Origin of the sequence: Marinobacter sp. F4206 (assembly GCF_019392195.1) — a bacterium.
GTDB lineage: Bacteria > Pseudomonadota > Gammaproteobacteria > Pseudomonadales > Oleiphilaceae > Marinobacter.
In genome coordinates this window covers 599,063-615,865 of the sequence record NZ_JAHXKI010000003.1, presented here as the reverse complement: position 1 = coordinate 615,865, position 16,803 = coordinate 599,063, and the positions used below count along the sequence as shown (strand labels likewise).

Annotated in this window: 13 protein-coding genes; 5 read left to right on the top strand and 8 right to left on the bottom strand. The window is 58.1% G+C overall.

The window, feature by feature from the left end; translation table 11 throughout:
• Positions 1-156: 156 nt before the first annotated feature.
• The 4 genes from purT to KZO34_RS15955 are packed head-to-tail and all read right to left on the bottom strand — an operon-like array spanning position 157 to position 2,710.
• A complete protein-coding gene (gene purT / locus KZO34_RS15970; RefSeq protein WP_219477829.1) occupies positions 157-1,356 on the bottom strand; it encodes a formate-dependent phosphoribosylglycinamide formyltransferase in 1,200 nt (399 codons plus the stop codon).
• Between the two features lie 52 nt (positions 1,357-1,408).
• Positions 1,409-1,591, bottom strand: a complete 183-nt coding sequence (locus KZO34_RS15965) for a DUF1289 domain-containing protein (protein ID WP_219477828.1) — start codon at positions 1,589-1,591, stop codon at positions 1,409-1,411.
• The gene (locus KZO34_RS15960; protein ID WP_219477827.1) at positions 1,588-2,121 is read right to left on the bottom strand and encodes a gamma carbonic anhydrase family protein; all 534 of its coding nucleotides are present in this window, start codon (positions 2,119-2,121) and stop codon (positions 1,588-1,590) included. The genes KZO34_RS15965 and KZO34_RS15960 overlap by 4 nt, the downstream gene beginning before the upstream one ends.
• A gap of 1 nt (position 2,122) precedes the next feature.
• Positions 2,123-2,710, bottom strand: coding sequence for an NUDIX hydrolase (locus KZO34_RS15955; protein WP_219477826.1), 588 nt, complete (start codon positions 2,708-2,710; stop codon positions 2,123-2,125).
• A 98-nt stretch (positions 2,711-2,808) separates the two neighbouring features.
• On the opposite strand from KZO34_RS15955, the gene KZO34_RS15950 reads away from it, so the two are divergent.
• Positions 2,809-3,366, top strand: coding sequence for an NUDIX hydrolase (locus KZO34_RS15950; RefSeq protein ID WP_219477825.1), 558 nt, complete (start codon positions 2,809-2,811; stop codon positions 3,364-3,366).
• Here KZO34_RS15950 and KZO34_RS15945 read toward each other — a convergent pair whose 3' ends face one another.
• Together KZO34_RS15945 and purL are read right to left on the bottom strand one after the other, a co-directional pair.
• On the bottom strand, positions 3,367-3,678 hold the full coding sequence (locus KZO34_RS15945; protein ID WP_219477824.1) for a YqfO family protein: 312 nt from the start codon (positions 3,676-3,678) through the stop codon (positions 3,367-3,369).
• 417 nt (positions 3,679-4,095) lie between these two features.
• Positions 4,096-8,001, bottom strand: coding sequence for a phosphoribosylformylglycinamidine synthase (gene purL, locus KZO34_RS15940; protein ID WP_219477823.1), 3,906 nt, complete (start codon positions 7,999-8,001; stop codon positions 4,096-4,098).
• Between the two features lie 282 nt (positions 8,002-8,283).
• On the opposite strand from purL, the gene mltF reads away from it, so the two are divergent.
• The gene (gene mltF, locus KZO34_RS15935; RefSeq protein ID WP_219477822.1) at positions 8,284-9,789 is read left to right on the top strand and encodes a membrane-bound lytic murein transglycosylase MltF; all 1,506 of its coding nucleotides are present in this window, start codon (positions 8,284-8,286) and stop codon (positions 9,787-9,789) included.
• A gap of 16 nt (positions 9,790-9,805) precedes the next feature.
• Here the strand turns inward: mltF and KZO34_RS15930 are convergent, their stop codons facing one another.
• A complete protein-coding gene (locus KZO34_RS15930) occupies positions 9,806-10,282 on the bottom strand; it encodes a regulatory protein RecX (RefSeq protein ID WP_219477821.1) in 477 nt (158 codons plus the stop codon).
• A 168-nt stretch (positions 10,283-10,450) separates the two neighbouring features.
• Between KZO34_RS15930 and KZO34_RS15925 the strand changes: the two genes are divergently transcribed.
• A complete protein-coding gene (locus tag KZO34_RS15925; RefSeq protein ID WP_219477820.1) occupies positions 10,451-12,919 on the top strand; it encodes a DUF349 domain-containing protein in 2,469 nt (822 codons plus the stop codon).
• Positions 12,920-12,932: 13 nt separating this feature from the next.
• On the opposite strand, the gene KZO34_RS15920 is transcribed toward KZO34_RS15925, so the two are convergent.
• Positions 12,933-13,196: a late competence development ComFB family protein gene (locus KZO34_RS15920; protein ID WP_219477819.1), complete on the bottom strand. Its 264-nt coding sequence runs from the start codon at positions 13,194-13,196 to the stop codon at positions 12,933-12,935.
• A gap of 189 nt (positions 13,197-13,385) precedes the next feature.
• Here KZO34_RS15920 and KZO34_RS15915 point away from each other — a divergent pair, with 189 nt between their 5' ends.
• Positions 13,386-14,594: an acetyl-CoA C-acetyltransferase gene (locus KZO34_RS15915; protein WP_219477818.1), complete on the top strand. Its 1,209-nt coding sequence runs from the start codon at positions 13,386-13,388 to the stop codon at positions 14,592-14,594.
• A 32-nt stretch (positions 14,595-14,626) separates the two neighbouring features.
• Positions 14,627-16,777, top strand: a complete 2,151-nt coding sequence (locus tag KZO34_RS15910) for a 3-hydroxyacyl-CoA dehydrogenase NAD-binding domain-containing protein (protein ID WP_219477817.1) — start codon at positions 14,627-14,629, stop codon at positions 16,775-16,777.
• The last annotated feature ends 26 nt before the right edge of the window (positions 16,778-16,803 follow it).

Sequence of the window (16,803 nt, the reverse complement as noted above, 5' to 3'; positions counted from 1 at the left end):
TCGATTTCTGGCCCGCCTCAGTGGCGTTCCCCTCGAAAGAGATGCGCATTCTACAGACCTGCTCAGAGGTGTCAACGGTTGGTTTTAAGTTTTTTCAAAAACCGTCATCTTTCCGATCTGGAGCCTTCCGAGCGCACCGTAAAACGGTGCAGATATTCATAGCTCTACTTTAACCGCGGCCGCAGCCTCGCGCGCCTTTGCCCGGGCCTTTTCAATGGTCTCCCCACGCGCAAGCGCCACACCCATACGCCGCCGCCCCTTGAGTTCCGGTTTGCCAAACAGTCGTATCTGGGTGTCCGGCTCAGCCAGGGCGCCCTCGAGGCCGCTGAAAGAAACATCCGCCGACTCGCCTTCTGGCAAGATAACGGCCGACGCAGAAGCACCGTTCTGCCGAATCGCAGGAATCGGCAAGCCCAGGATCGCTCGTGCGTGCAGCGCGAATTCGGACAGATCCTGGGAGATCAGGGTTACAAGTCCCGTATCGTGGGGTCGCGGAGACACTTCGGAGAACCAGACATCATCCCCCTTTACGAACAACTCCACACCATACAGGCCATACCCGCCTAGATTCTCAACCACCGCCCTGGCAATCTCCATGGATCGATCGAGAGCCGGAGCGGACATGGGCTGCGGCTGCCAGGATTCACGATAGTCGCCATCCTCTTGTCGGTGGCCGATAGGGTCACAGAAAGAAACACCATCGCGGTGTCTTACAGTAAGCAGGGTGATTTCGTAGTCAAAATCCACAAACCCCTCTACGATTATCCGACCTTTGCCCGCCCGTCCGCCGGACTGGGCATATTCCCAGGCAGCCTCGATATCTGTGTCGGAGACTACAGTGCTCTGCCCTTTACCGGATGAACTCATCACAGGCTTGACGACCAGGGGCATCCCCACGTCGCTGACAGCCGCCAGATACTCCTCCCGGGAGCCGGCAAACCGGTAGGGTGAAGTTGGCAACCCGAGTTCTTCGGCAGCAAGTCGGCGGATACCTTCACGATTCATGGTCAGATTCACGGCACGGGCGGTGGGAATAACCCGGCAGCCCTCCTCCTCCAGCTTCACCAGCTCTGGCGTCGCAATGGCCTCAATCTCGGGCACGATAAGGTCGGGCTGCTCCTGCTCAACAATGCTGCGAAGGCTGGCCGCATCCAACATATCGATCACATAGCTGCGATGGGCCACCTGCATGGCCGGCGCATTGGCATAACGGTCAACAGCGATCACTTCCACTCCGTAGCGTTGAAGCTCAATGACCACTTCCTTGCCAAGCTCACCCGAGCCGCAGAACAAAACCTTGAACGCTCCTTTTTTGAGGGGGGTGCCGATCCGAACCGTGTTGTTGCCTTCTGTCATGTCAGTGCCTGCCTGAATCATCAATCGTTGATATGCTTGCTAACTGGTGCCGCTACAGCGCCACCTTCTCTTCCCGTATGGCGACGTTGCGCAGAACCTCCCTGCGCTCCTCATTGGTCATCTGGGTCCAGCGAAGAATCTCGTCGCCGGTACGCTGACAACCAATGCACATATCGTTTTCATCAAGGGCGCAAACCTGAATGCAGGGCGAACGCACTTTATCTGATACGCTCATCGCGCGGGCTCACAGACTTTCAGCTTTTCGAGATAACGAGCACCATTCTGCACATAATGCTGCGCACTCATTTCCAGCATCTTTTTCTGGCTGTCACTCAGTTCACGCTTGATCTTCCCCGGAGACCCCACAACCATCGACCCGTCAGGAATCTCCATACCCTCGGGAATCAATGTATTGGCACCTATGAGGCAGTGCTTGCCAATCTTCGCGCCATTGAGAACAACCGCGTTGATCCCGATGAGACTGTAATCCCCGATATCACATCCATGGAGCATTACTTTGTGACCGACGGTCACCCCCCGCCCCAGGGTCAGCGGGATACCGGGATCGGTATGGAGCACGGATCCATCCTGGACGTTGCTTTCCGGTCCGATGGTAATCAGATCATTGTCCCCACGAATTACCACGTTAAACCACACACTGGCCTTTTCCATCAGGCGCACGCTGCCAACCACCGTCGCGTTTTCCGCAACAAACTGACCCTCTCCATCAAACTCAGGGATTTGGCCATCCAGCTCGTAAAACATTTCAGCCTCCTCGGGGCGGTTCCAATAAATCAATACCGGCATCGTACACAGCGTTCATAAAATCAACCAGAACCACCGCCGATAATCCCCAGATCTGATAACGCTCCCAACGGTAGCAGGGAACATAGAAGGTATGGTTCAGAAAGTTCAGGGCATCCGTGCGCTCCCTCCGGTCTTCGTGAAAGAACGACAGGGGCACACGAAATACGCTTTCGATCTCATCCGGATTAACCTCCAGGGGCTGATCCACCGGGATCACCCCCACATAAGGAGTCACAAGTATGCCGTATCGGGACATCACCTGGCTTAGAGGTGCAATGACCTCCACGCGCTCCGGTGGCAACCCGATCTCCTCATGACTTTCCCGCAGCGCGGTGGCCGCCAGGGACGGATCCCCCGGGTCCCGCTTGCCACCTGGATAGGCAACCTGCCCCCGGTGAGTGCTCAGATTCGAGGATCTCAACGTAAACACCATTTCCGGGTTACGATGATCGTCGGTCACCGGAACCAGAATGCCAGCCTCGGGATAATCCAACGCCAGTTGTCGGGGTGCGTAGCCGGACAAACGCTCGGCGAGTAAATCACGCAAATTGCAGCTCCATGGAACATCAGAATGTTGGATGAGACACAGGCAGCCACGATGGTTAAACTGACTACCAAACCAATTTCCAGTATACGGGGAAACACATGAAGTACTGCAGCACATGCGGCCATCCGGTTGAACAACGCATCCCCGAGGGGGATAACCGCCACCGCTATGTATGCATCAGCTGCGAAACCATACATTACCAGAACCCGCGCATTGTCGCCGGGACGGTTCCGGTCTGGAACGGCAAGATCCTGCTGTGCCGCCGGGCAATTGAGCCTCGTTACGGATACTGGACCTTGCCTGCCGGCTTCATGGAGAACGCCGAGACCACCATTGAAGCCGCAGCCCGGGAAACGATGGAAGAAGCGCTCGCCGAGGTACACATCGAAGGGCTGTATTCGATCATCGACGTGCCGCACATCAATCAGGTTCACATGTTTTACCGGGCAACCCTCAAGAACGGCCAATTCGGCGCCGGCGAGGAATCCCTTGAAACCCAGTTGTTTGAGCTTGAAGACATTCCCTGGGATGAACTGTCATTCCCGACGGTCAGGAAGACGCTTGAGTTGTTTATTGAGGATTTCCACCGGGAATCTTTCGGCGTACACGTTCAGGATATACGCCACCCAATGTCAGGCACCACTGCCAAGCGCTGATCACAACAATTCCATCCGGTACACTTCATATGCAGGCTCCTCATAGGGATGGGCCTGCTTGAGTGCTTTGAGAGCCTCGACTACCAGACCGTCCTCGCATACCAGTTCGACCTTGTACTCCTCAACGACTTCCAGTGCGCCGCTTTCACCGATAAAGGGATCGCTGCCCTCCAGCGGTCGAAACTGTCCCTGACCAGCACACTGCCAGGCACAACGATCGTAATCTCCGATCTTGCCGGCACCGATGTCGAACAAAGCGCGCTTGGTTTTTTCCAGGTGAGTTTCCGGCACGAAATAACACAATTTATACATAGCCACCCCTCCGTAAATGCGGATATTTTTTGTACAGATTAATAGCTTAGCCACTTACCCACAGAATCTGTGGATAACTCTGGGGAAAGTTTTTGGGAACATGGCTCTGACCCCCGCAATCACTGCACTCATGTCAAATTGGCGACAAAATCGCCCAATTACTTTTATCTTTGTTTTTCAGTAGCTTATGTGATTCGGACAAAAATTGAACCAAGTTCTCATTCTTTGTACACAGAACGCACAGGGAAGCACCAGGAATGTGCATAAAAATACTGCGTCAAGATCATTTTTGCCAATTTTACGAATTTTATCCCTTGAAAAGTGGCCCGAAACTGGGCATGCAGAAACAAAAAAGCCAGCCGTGAAAAAATGCCTTTATCAGGCACCTTCCAGGGCTGGCTTTTGAGCCGCGAGGACTTAGCCGAACCACCGCCTTGCGTTCCTGAACATACGAATCCAGGGACCATCTTCCTGCCAGCCTTCTGGGCGCCAGGAGTGCTGAACTGCCCGGAAAACCCGCTCTGGATGAGGCATCATGATCGTGACACGGCCATCGCGGGTGGTAACACCAGTGATACCACCCTCTGACCCGTTCGGGTTGAATGGATAGCGGGCAGTCGCCTGGCCTTTGTTATCCACGTACCGAAGGGCAACCAACTCATTCTCAGTGAGCCCGGCAGACGAATTTCCGCCCGCAAACTCTACACGACCTTCTCCATGGGCTACCGCAATGGGCATGCGTGACCCCGCCATCCCCTCAAGGAATGCGGATGGCGAAGACATGACCTCAGCCATCACCAGACGCGCCTCAAACTGTTCCGACTGGTTGCGGACAAACCGCGGCCAACCCTCACTGCCCGGAATCAGCTCGTGCAGGTTTGAAAGCATCTGGCAGCCATTACACACCCCAAGCGCCAGGGTATCCTGGCGATTAAAGAAGCCAGCAAACTGGTCTCGAACCCGATCACTGAACAGGATCGACTTGGCCCAGCCTTCGCCCGCGCCAAGAACATCGCCGTAAGAGAAACCACCGCAGGCCACAAGACTATTGAAACCATCCAGGGTCACACGCCCGGACAACAGGTCGCTCATATGAACGTCCACGGATTCGAACCCGGCGCGATCAAACGCAGCGGCCATTTCGACCTGACCGTTCACGCCCTGTTCGCGCAACACCGCGACCTTCGGACGCGAGCCCTTGCCGATGTACGGTGCGGCCACGTCGTCGTTGATGTCGTAGGTGAGATCAGCACTGAGACCGGGATCCTCAACATCCAGAAGATTGTCGAATTCCTCCTGGGCACAGTCGGCGTTATCCCGCAGAGACTGAATACGATAGCTGGTTTCGGCCCAAAGACGCTGCAAGGAAACCCGCGATTCATCAACCACGGTCTGCCCTTCGAAGCTCAGACGCAGCTGATCGTCGTCGTTCAGGGTCCCGATCACGCTGGTGTGATCGCCAAGGCCGGCAGCAGAAAACTGCTGCAATACAAAGCTGGTATCATCACGACGAACCTGGATGACAGCGCCCAACTCCTCGTTGAACAACTCCCGCGCGAACTGGGAGGAGTCCTCTGCCAGTCCATCCAACTTGATGTCGACGCCCGTACGGCCGGCAAAACACATCTCCGCCAGGGTCACGAACAGGCCACCGTCTGAACGGTCATGATAGGCCAGCAACTTGGCATCAGCGTTCAGGCCCTGGATAACCGCGAAGAAGGCTTTGATGTCTTCGGGATCGTCCAGATCCGGTGCAACCGCCCCTACCTGCCGGTAGACCTGAGCCAAGGCCGATCCACCAAGCCGGTTCTGGCCCGCCGCCAGGTCAACCATAATCAGGTCGGTCTCTCCGGCGTCGGATATCAGCTGTGGTGTCAATGTACGCGCTACGTCAGTCACCGGAGCAAAACCGCTGACCACCAGGGACAAGGGTGCGGTAACGCTCTTCTGCTCGCCACTGTCCTCTTCCCACATGGTTTTCATGGACATGGAGTCCTTGCCCACCGGGATGGTAATACCCAGCGCCGGACACAACTCCATACCAACGGCACGCACGGTTTCGTAAAGATTCTCGTCTTCGCCGGGGTGGCCCGCTGCGGCCATCCAGTTGGCGGACAGACGAATATCCGAGAGCTTACCAACAGCAGCAGCTGCAAGGTTGGTTACCACCTCACCGACGGCCATACGCCCGGACGCCGGCGCATCGATCACCGCAACCGGCGTGCGCTCACCCATGGCCATGGCTTCACCGGCCCGGACATCGAAAGAACTGGCGGTAACCGCGACGTCACTCACCGGCACCTGCCACGGTCCAACCATCTGATCCCGTGCCACCAGGCCGGTAATGGTCCGATCCCCGATGGTGATCAGGAAGCTCTTGGAGCCAACGGACGGCAAACGCAGGACCCGGCGAATGGCGTCGTGCAGATCAATCTTGGTGGAATCGAAGATCGGCTTGGTGAACGAAGCGCGGCTCACACTACGGTGCATGCGCGGCGGCTTGCCGAAAAGCACTTCCATCGGCAGATCAACAGGCTTGTCGTCAAAATAGGAATCGCCCAGCTCAAGGTGGTGGGACTCCGTCGCCTCACCGATCACAGCATACGGGCAGCGTTCGCGACGGCACAGGGCGTCGAATTGGTCCAGATTCTCCGGAGCAACGGCCATGACATAACGCTCCTGGGATTCGTTACACCAGATCTCCAGGGGTGACATGCCGGGCTCATCACTCGGAATATCGCGAAGCTCGAATTTGCCACCACGACCGCCGTCTTTAACCAGTTCCGGCATGGCATTGGACAGGCCGCCGGCACCCACATCGTGAATAAAACAGATCGGATTGCGGTCGCCCATCTGCCAGCAACGGTCGATCACCTCCTGGCAACGACGCTCCATTTCCGGGTTGTCGCGCTGGACCGAGGCAAAATCCAGGTTCTCATGGCTTGAACCCGAATCCATGGAAGAAGCGGCACCGCCACCAAGCCCAATGAGCATTGAAGGGCCACCCAGAACGATCAGCTTGGCACCGACCGGAATATTGCCCTTCTCGACGTGATCCTCACGGATGTTCCCCAGACCACCAGCGATCATGATCGGTTTGTGATAGCCGCGCACTTCCTCTCCCGCGGCACCGGGAACCTTCTCTTCGAAGGTCCGGAAGTAGCCGGCCAGATTCGGTCGACCAAACTCGTTGTTGAACGACGCGCCACCAATGGGACCTTCGATCATGATATCCAGCGCCGACGCGATCCGTTCCGGCTTGCCGTATCCGATCTCCCAGGGCTGGGTATCGCCGGGCAGGTTCAGATTCGACACGGTGAAGCCGGTCAGGCCCGCCTTGGGCTTGGAGCCGCGGCCCGTGGCACCCTCATCCCGGATCTCGCCACCGGAACCCGTGGCAGAACCCTCAGCCGGCGCTATGGCCGTCGGGTGGTTGTGGGTTTCCACCTTCATCAGGATGTGGATGTCTTCTTCGTTGTAGCCGTAGACACCGGTTTCCGGATCCGGATAGAAGCGGCCGCCACGACTGCCACGGATAACCGAGGCGTTGTCCTTGTAAGCCGAAAGCACGCCTTCACTGTTCATTTCGAAGGTGTTGCGGATCATGGCAAACAGGGACTTTTCCTGACCCTCACCGTCGATATCCCAGGACGCATTGAAGATCTTGTGGCGACAATGCTCCGAGTTGGCCTGGGCAAACATCATCAGTTCCACGTCAGTCGGATCGCGCTGAAGATCGGTGAACGATTTCGCCAGGTAGTCGATTTCGTCCTCCGCCAGTGCAAGACCAAGCCTGGAATTGGCCTCCACCAGCGCAGAGCGACCACCGGCCAGCACGGGCACACGACCAAGTGGCCGGGGCTCCTCGTGGCTGAACAACAGTTCAGCTCCACCCATTTCATGAAACACTTTCTGGGTCATGCGGTCGTGCAACAGAGCGGCGATTTTCTCACGCTGCGCCAGCCCCAGTTTGCGACCGGCCCGGACGTAAAATGCCGTACCGCGCTCAATGCGATGAATCTGGCGCAGACCACAATTCCGCGCGATGTCGGTTGCCTTACTGGACCAGGGGGACAAGGTGCCCGGCCGTGGAACAACCAGGAACAGCACGCCATCGGGCTCCTCCACCGGAACGCTCGGACCGTAGGTCAGAAGCCGGTCGAGAATCGCCTGGTCGGACTCGGAAAGACTGCCCTCCAGATCCACGAAGTGCATGAACTCGGCATACACATGCTCGACTTCAGGCACAGCGTCCTGAATCCGGGTATGCAGTTTGCGGGAGCGGAAGGGCGAAAGCGCGGGAGCGCCGCGAAGTTCAAGCATGATATCAACCTGTATCGCGCGAAACGGGGAAGTCTGGATGCAATCTGAAAGGCCGCCATGATACTCGAAAGCGAGGTCGGGATACAGCGCCGGAAGCCTTAATTCCGTCCTGTACAATTGACATTGTTTTGCATATTAATTGAGCAGCTTTATTGACCAATGTAGTAGCAGCGACGATCATATAAAGGTGGAAGCGGAAGCCACAGCCAGTGACACACCGGATGCGTCCAACCCCTACACACTGACGTATCCCGACGATCCAGCGGTAACGGAGCTAGGGACTTGTCCAGAATTCTATCTGCTTTCGCGGCTGCGCCAACCCAGGCGGCACTGATTATCAGTGCTGCGCTCGTGGTTGCCGGCTGCTCGCGCCCAAGCACACTGCAGGAGGTTCTCGCTGAGGACGTCCTGCACGTCATCACCCGCGAAGCGCCCTCCATTTATTACGAGGGTCGGGACGGGGCAACCGGCTATGACTACGAGCTGGCAAAACTGTTTGCCAAGGAACTCGGAGTCGAGCTTCGCGTACGCGTGGCCGAAGACAACACCGAGGTCCTGTCCGTCCTCTCCAGAAACTATGCCCACATCGGTCTGGCCGGCTTGTCAGGCCAGCCCGGCATTGCCGACCAGTACAAGGTCTTGCCGACCGGCATCGCAGCCCAGTCTGTGGTGGTGTATAACCGGGATGCGCCGCGCCCGGACTCACTCGATGACCTGACCGGCCAGACCCTCCACCTGGTGGCGGAAAGCAACCACGAGCACCTGCTCAGGGGCGAAGAATCCGAATTCGACTGGCAGATGCACCCTGGCCTCGACCCCGCCGGCATTCTGGCGCGAGTGGAGAGCGGCGAGTTTGCCTATGCCGTGGTTTCATCGAACGAGCTGGAACTCAATCACGTGTTCTTTCCCCAGGTAAAGAAAGCATTCTATGTGGGGGAGCCGGAAGAGCTGGCGTGGCTGTTCCCGGCTGACCAGGACGACACCCTGGTCAACGCCGCCCAGCAGTTTCTCGAAAAACTCCAGGCCGACGGCACCCTGGCGCAGTTAGCAGAACGCTTCTACGGCCACCTGGACCAACTGAACTACGTCGGTGCCAGGACCTTCATGCACCACGTCGAAAACCGCCTGCCGAAGTACGAATCCCTGTTTCAGGATTATGCTGCCGAGTTTGGCATTGACTGGCGCCTGCTTGCGGCCATTGGATATCAAGAATCCCATTGGCGCCCCAACGCCGTCTCTCCAACCGGCGTTCGCGGCCTGATGATGCTCACCAGAAACACCGCCAGCTACATTGGCATCAACAATCGTCTGGACGCCGAGGAAAGCATTCATGGCGGAGCCAAATACTTCCGCATGGTGCACAAGAAGATTCCGGAGCGGATTCCCGAACCGGACCGGACCTGGTTTGCACTTGCCTCCTATAACGTCGGCTTCGGCCATCTGGAAGACGCCCGCCGCCTGGCCGAGAGCGCCGGCAAGAGTCCGGATCGCTGGATGGATGTGAAAGAATTCCTACCGCTTCTGGCACAGAAAGAGTGGTATACCAAAACCCGCTTCGGATACGCCCGTGGCCACGAGCCGGTCCTGTACGTGCAGAATATTCGTCGCTACTACGACGTGCTCGCCCGGATAACCAGGCACGCCGAGCCAGCCGCGATCCAGCCTGGAGAGCTGGTCAATCTTGACTCCAACCCCCGGAATCCGAGTGCGGCCCCAGAAGCGGAAGCTCATCCGGACTTGCGAGCCGGACTGCCGCCCGAGCTGGGCATGATCCCCCCGACCCTCTAGCGATGCAGGAACGCATTCAGCAATCCTCAGAGCGAGCTTCCAGCGCCCGTTCTACCTGAGCTGCCGAGAAGCCCCGCCGATTCAGGAAGCGGGCCTGGCGCACCTTTTCATCCCAATCGTTATCCAGGTCCGACAACCCGAAGCGCTTCTCCCTGAGCGCCACCGCCTGTCGGCACCAGTCCTCCTCGGTCATTTCCGCGACGCACTCAGGCGTGTGATGAACACCGCGCTGTTGCAGCTCCCCATGAATCCGTAACGGACCATAGCCAAGGTCCATCCTCTGGCGGGCATAGACATCGGCAAACCGGTTGTCGTCCAGCCAGCCCTCGTCTTCGTAATCGTCCAGGACCGCATCGATTATGTCAGAGTCGATCTTTCGCTGACGCAGCTTCAGCGATAGCTCCAGGCGGCTGTGCTCCCGTCTGGCGAGCAGCCGCAGAGCACTCGCGCGCGCCTTGTATTCCTGATCGTCCTGATTTTCCCGTTTTGCCATACAGCCCCTTCCCGCGTGCGCGTACAAAACGCTAGACTAGCCACCGAATTCATTCTTGCCGGCCAGCCCGGCAACAGTACCCGGCTTGCCGACAAGGTCAGCCGATGGCCGGTGGCGGATAACTTTGCCCGACACCGAGGACTGGTTTCAATCCCAAAGGATACCTTCATGGCCGCATTCATCCAGAAACTGTTCAAATCCCGCAAATCTCCGGTAGCAACCGAAAAAGTCCGCAAGGAAGCTCCGGCACCGGACGTACCGCAGGAAGATACGCGCGCCAACCTGAGGGAAGCCCAATTGGAGACACTCAAGGGTTCGCCCGGCCAGGCCGAACTCGCGGAACTGGCCGTCGAGGGCATTACTGCCGATATTCGGCTCGAGGCCGCAGGCAGGCTGACCGATGCTGACTGCCTTCAACAGGTTCAGAAAAAAGCCAAGGGGCGGGATAAAACCGTCTACCAGACTGTGCGCCAGGCGCTCCAGAAGTTGCGCGACGAACAGGCTCGACTGGAGGGGCTCTCACAAACCATCACCACACTAATCAGCCACGCCAATGACCAGGCCCGAAGCGATGACACCAAGCTCTACGAAGCACGACTGGGGGCCCTGACCCGCCAATGGGCGGAGGTAGAAGCCCACGCCAATGCTGAACAAGCCCAGAGTTTTCTAGAAGCCATCCATCGCTGCAATGAGCGCCTGGAAGCGATCCAGTCGGCACAGGCGGATGAAGATCGCCAAAAAGAGCAACTGCTCCAACGCGAAGAAACCCTGAACCTCCTGGCCGGTACGCTGGAAGAATTGCAGTCCCAAGCGCCGGAGACGCTGCCTTCCCTGGCCTCTCTCGATGCCTTGCAGAAAACCCAGGAGAATCGCTGGCTGGAAGCCACACGGGATACTTCTGTGGACAAGCAACAGCAGAAAGCCTACGAGGCCAGTATGTTATCCCTGCGCAATTACATCAGCGCCGTGCGCCACAGCTACCAGGAGAAAGACACCCTTACCGAGCTTGTAACAGCCATTGAATCCGGGGATGACGTCTCTGAAGAGCAGCGCGAACTGGGCAAGAGGCTGATCCGGGAGATCTCCTGGCCCGAAGGTTTTCCCATGCCTGCGCTGCTCGACCCCATCCGACAGCTGGCCGGCAAACGGAAGCAACCGGCACCCGACAGAACCGAAGATCAGGAGAAACAGAGGGCCATTGCGGCCGATCTGGAGAAATCCATGACCAGGCTGGAAGCGGCGCTCGAGGCGAAGCAGCTCAAGGAATCCCGACAGCTGTTGAAGACCGTCCAGCAGCAGTTCAAATCCCTGGATCGCCGCCATGGCAAACCGTTCCAGGCCCGAATGCAGCTGCTGAACGGACAGATGAGGGAACTCAGCGACTGGCTCGGCTTTGCAACCGAACCCAAGCAGATTGAGCTGTGCGAACAGATGGAATACCTCGCCGAACAGCCCATGGAACCGGAAGCCAAGGCCGAACGGATCAAGGAACTCCAGAATGAGTGGCGCAACCTCGGTGGCTCCTCGGATCGGGCACTCTGGACACGTTTCAAGGCGGCGTCCGATAAAGCATATGAGCCATGCAAGGACTATTTCTCGGCAAAATCAGGCCTGAAGCGGGCCAACCTGGAAAAACGACAGGCCATTTGCGACGAGCTGGAGACTTTCCTGAATCACGCCGACTGGACCAACATTGACTGGAAGGCTGCCGAGAAAATCCATCTGACCGCACGCCAGGAATGGAAAGCCGCCTGGCCGGTGGAGTTTCGTGAAAACCGTCAGGTCCAGAAACGTTTTGATGACCTGCTGAAAAAGCTCGAGGCACCGCTGGATCAGGAGCGCCAGAAGAACGAAGCCCTGAAACAGGAGATCGTCGAACGGGCAAATGCCCTTATCGACCACGAGCCACTGCAAGACGCCATGAATCAGGCAAAGAACCTGCAGTCCGACTGGAAGGCCATTGGCATAACCCGGCACCGGGAAGACCGCAAACTCTGGCAGGCCTTCCGCAAAGCCTGTGACCAGATCTTCGCTCGCCGGGACGCCCAGCGAAACGAGCAGCAGCAGGCGGCCCGGGCAGCCGATGATGCGGCGACTGCCGTGCTTGAAGAAACCGAGACACTCGGTAGCGATAACGACGCCAGCACCCTGACGGATGCCCTCAAAAGGCTCCACGATCTGCAGGTTTCGGCGCTGTCACCCGCCCTGAAGGAAAGGCTACAAAGCGAGAAGCAGAGACTGAAGCGAGCCATGGCAAACCAGGAGTTGCGGGCGAACGTCAGCGCCTGGCAATCACTGGTAATGGCACGCACGACAGGGCCGGCAGACAGGGCGGAAGTGCCCGGCCACTGGCCCGATCTGGCCGCCGACCAAAACAACCTCGACCACGGAGAACTGGTTATCCGGGCAGAAATTCTTGGGGGGATTGCATCACCGGATTCCGATCAGCAGCGCCGGATGGAGATTCAGGTTCAGCGTCTGGCGGAGGGGATGGGATCATCCGAGCAGGCCGGTGAGGGGATTGAGGAACTGGAGAAGCTGGTTGCTCGCTGGTGTCTCCAATCCTCTGACACAACACCGGACGAAGCCCTCGCGAAACGTCTCAGCGACGCGCTGGCAGCTCTGGTACCCGGCTGACCGAAGCAGGATCTCAGCTGCGCTGGTGCTCCCTGACAAAATCCCTGGCCGCCTGCACCTCGGCCAGGGATTTTTCTTTCATAGTTTTCAATTCGTCGTCGGCCAGAAAAAACATCATATCGATGGAATGTCGATAATACCGGGCCGGAAGGTGGTTCAGCGCAACACACATCACATCGGTCAGGTAATCCGCGTTATCCGCTTCCTGCCGGGTAGCGTCAATCGCATCCAGAACCAGCCGCTCATAAAAATTGTCGATGGCATCTCTGAGGGACATATCACCGTGCCTCCCGCATTCTTACGCCCTTACTCCTAACCATAGAAGCCGCCTGTCCTCTTGTCATGGCGGCTGAGCAATTTCGCCAATGCGATTGGCAGCCGGCGTCATTACCCCCGGTCCCTGCAAACGGCTATGGTTACGCCATCGGAAGTATTTTCTGAACCCACCATCATCAGAGGACAAATAATGACCACCGAGGCGTATATCTTCGATGCAGTCCGTACCCCAAGAGGTCGCGGTAAAAAAGACGGTTCCCTGCACAGCGTCAAACCCATCACGCTGTTGACAACCGTGCTCAACGCGCTGCAAGAGAGGAATAGCCTCGATACGTCGCAGGTTGATGACATTGTCATGGGCTGTGTCACCGCCGTTGGTGACCAGGGTGCAGACATTGCCAAAACTGCTGCCCTGGCGGCCGACTGGGATGAAAAAGTGGCCGGCGTGACCCTCAACCGGTTCTGCGCTTCCGGACTGGAGGCCGTCAATCTCGCCGCGATGAAGGTCCGTTCCGGATGGGAGGATTTGGTGGTCGCCGGCGGCGTGGAGGCCATGTCTCGGGTCCCCATGGGCTCTGACGGAGGTGCCTGGGCAACGGATCCGGAAACCAACCTGCACACCGGTTTCATGCCCCAGGGCATTGGCGCCGATCTGATTGCCACCATCGAAGGTTTCAGTCGCCAGGACGTCGACGGATTCGCGGTCAAATCACAGCAAAAGGCCGCCAACGCCTGGCAGAACGGCTACTTCGCGAAATCCATCGTACCGGTCACCGATCAGAACGGTGTCGTCATCCTGGATCAGGATGAGCACGTTCGGGGCAATGCCTCCATTGATGCCCTGGCCGGTCTCAAGCCCTCGTTCCAGATGATGGGTGAAATGGGCTTTGACGGCGTCGCCCGCGAAAAGTACCACTATGTGGAGAAGATCAACCACGTACACCACGCCGGCAATTCCTCAGGGATAGTTGATGGCGCGACCGCCATGTTGATTGGCAGTGAAGCGAAGGGCGCGGCTATGGGGCTCAAGCCAAGAGCGCGGATTGTAGCTACTGCCGTCACCAGCACCGACCCCACCATTATGCTGACAGGTCCGGCGCCCGCAGCGCGCAAAGCCCTGGAAAAAGCCGGGATGACCGCCGACCAGATTGACCTGTTCGAAGTCAATGAAGCCTTTGCCTCTGTGGTGATGCGCTTCCAGCGGGAATTGTCGGTACCTGACGAGAAAGTGAACGTGAATGGCGGCGCGATCGCCATGGGCCACCCTCTTGGCGCCACCGGCGCCATGATCCTGGGCACCCTGATGGACGAGCTGGAGCGCCGGGAACTGCGTTTTGGCCTCGCCACCCTGTGCGTGGGCGGCGGCATGGGTATTGCCACCATTATTGAACGCGTCTGAACCCGACACTTTTTCTGACAGGAGAACCGATTATGAGTGCCATCCGTTACGACCTGGGTTCAGACCAGATCCTGACCCTCACCATCGACATGCCCGGACAGTCCGCCAACACCATGAATGCCGCTTTCCGTGAAGCACTGACGCAGACAGCGACAAAGGTGAAGGCCGATCTGGACAAGATTCGCGGCATCGTCATTACCTCCGCCAAGAAAACCTTCTTTGCCGGCGGCGATTTGACCGAACTGCATAAGGTCACCCGCGAGGATGCCCAAACGTTCGAGGACATGGTGAATGGCCTGAAAGCCGACATGCGCTTCCTCGAGACCAGTGGCAAACCAGTGGTCGCGGCCATCAATGGCAGCGCGCTCGGCGGTGGCCTGGAAATCGCCCTGGCCTGCCACCATCGAGTTGTGCTGAATGATGAATCCATTCAACTGGGCCTGCCCGAGGTGACCCTGGGATTGCTGCCCGGCGGCGGCGGTACCCAGCGTTTGCCACGGATGATCGGCCTGGAGGCGGCCTTTCCCTATTTGATGGAAGGCAAGAAAGTCAATCCGAAAGCCGCCCTGAAAGCCGGAATCGTCGACGAGTTGGCCGAGTCGGCGGACGAGATGATGAGCAAGGCCCGGGCTTTCATCGAGGCGCACCCCAAGTGTCAGCAACCCTGGGATCAGAAAGGTTTCAAATTCCCGGGCGGCGCCCCACACCACCCCGCCATGGCGCAGAAACTGGCCATTGCCCCGGCCATGCTCAAGCAGAAAACCCGGGGCTGCTATCCGGCTCCCGAGCGTATCCTGTCGGCAGCGGTTGAAGGCGCGCAGGTGGACTTCGACAACGGCAGCCTGATTGAGACCCGGTATTTCGCGGAACTGGTGATTGGCCAGGTGGCCAAGAACATGACCGGCACTTTCTGGTTCCAGCTGAATGCCATCAAGGCCGGCGGTAGCCGTCCTGACGGCGTGGACAGGGAAACGTTCAGGAAGGTGGGCGTGTTGGGAGCCGGCATGATGGGTGCCGGTATTGCGTATTCCACCGCCACCCGGGGCATTGAGGTGGTATTGAAAGACGTTTCCGTGGAAAACGCCGAAAAAGGCAAAAACTACTCTGAAAAACTGCTGGCCAAGAAAGTCAGCCGGGGCCGCATGACCGAAGAGCAAAAGGCCGACATCCTCGGCCGCATCAAGGCGACTGACAGCGCCGACGATCTCGATGGTTGCGACCTGGTCATCGAAGCCGTCTTCGAAGACAGCAGCCTGAAGGCGAAAGTCACCCAGGAGGCGGAACCGAAGCAGGCGCCAAACGGCATTTTCGCCTCCAACACATCGACCATCCCCATCACCCAGCTGTCCGAGGCATCCGCCAGGCCCGACAACTTCATCGGCCTGCACTTCTTCTCCCCGGTGGACAAGATGCAGCTGGTGGAAATCATCGTGGGTGAAAAGACCTCCGACGACACCCTCGCTCGCGCGTTCGACTATGTGCAGCAGATAGGCAAGATCCCGATCGTGGTCAACGACAGCCGCGGCTTTTTTACCTCCCGGGTGTTCGGAACCTTTGTCAACGAGGGCATCTGCATGCTGGGCGAGGGTATCCACCCGGCCAGCATCGAGAATGCCGGCTTGTTGTCAGGGATGCCGGTCGGCCCACTGGCGATTTCTGACGAAGTCAGCATGACGTTGATGCAGCACATCCGCGATCAGAGCAGAAAGGACACCGAGGCCGCCGGTGGCACCTGGGTTCCACACCCTGCCGAGGCCGTGATTGACCAGATGGTCGATCAGCACGGACGCAAGGGCAAGGCTGCCGGAGCAGGCTTCTACGACTATCCTGAGAACGGCAAGAAACACCTTTGGTCTGAACTTGAGCGTCTTTACGTGGATGCCAACAAAGCGTCCGCGATCGAGCTCCAGGACCTTAAAGACCGGATTCTGTTCATCCAGGCCATTGAAACCGTTCGCTGTCTCGAGGAGGGGGTGCTGCGCACGGTGGAAGACGCCAATATCGGCAGCATTTTCGGTATCGGTTACGCCCCATGGACCGGCGGCGCTATCCAGTTCATCAACCAGTATGGCGTGCGGGCCTTCACCGAGCGCGCCCGGGAGTTGGCCGCGCAGCACGGAGACCGCTTTGCGCCGCCCAGGCTGTTGCTCGAAAAGGCCGAGACCAACACCCAGTTCTGCTGATCGGACTTGCCGGAGGGGCTTTGCCT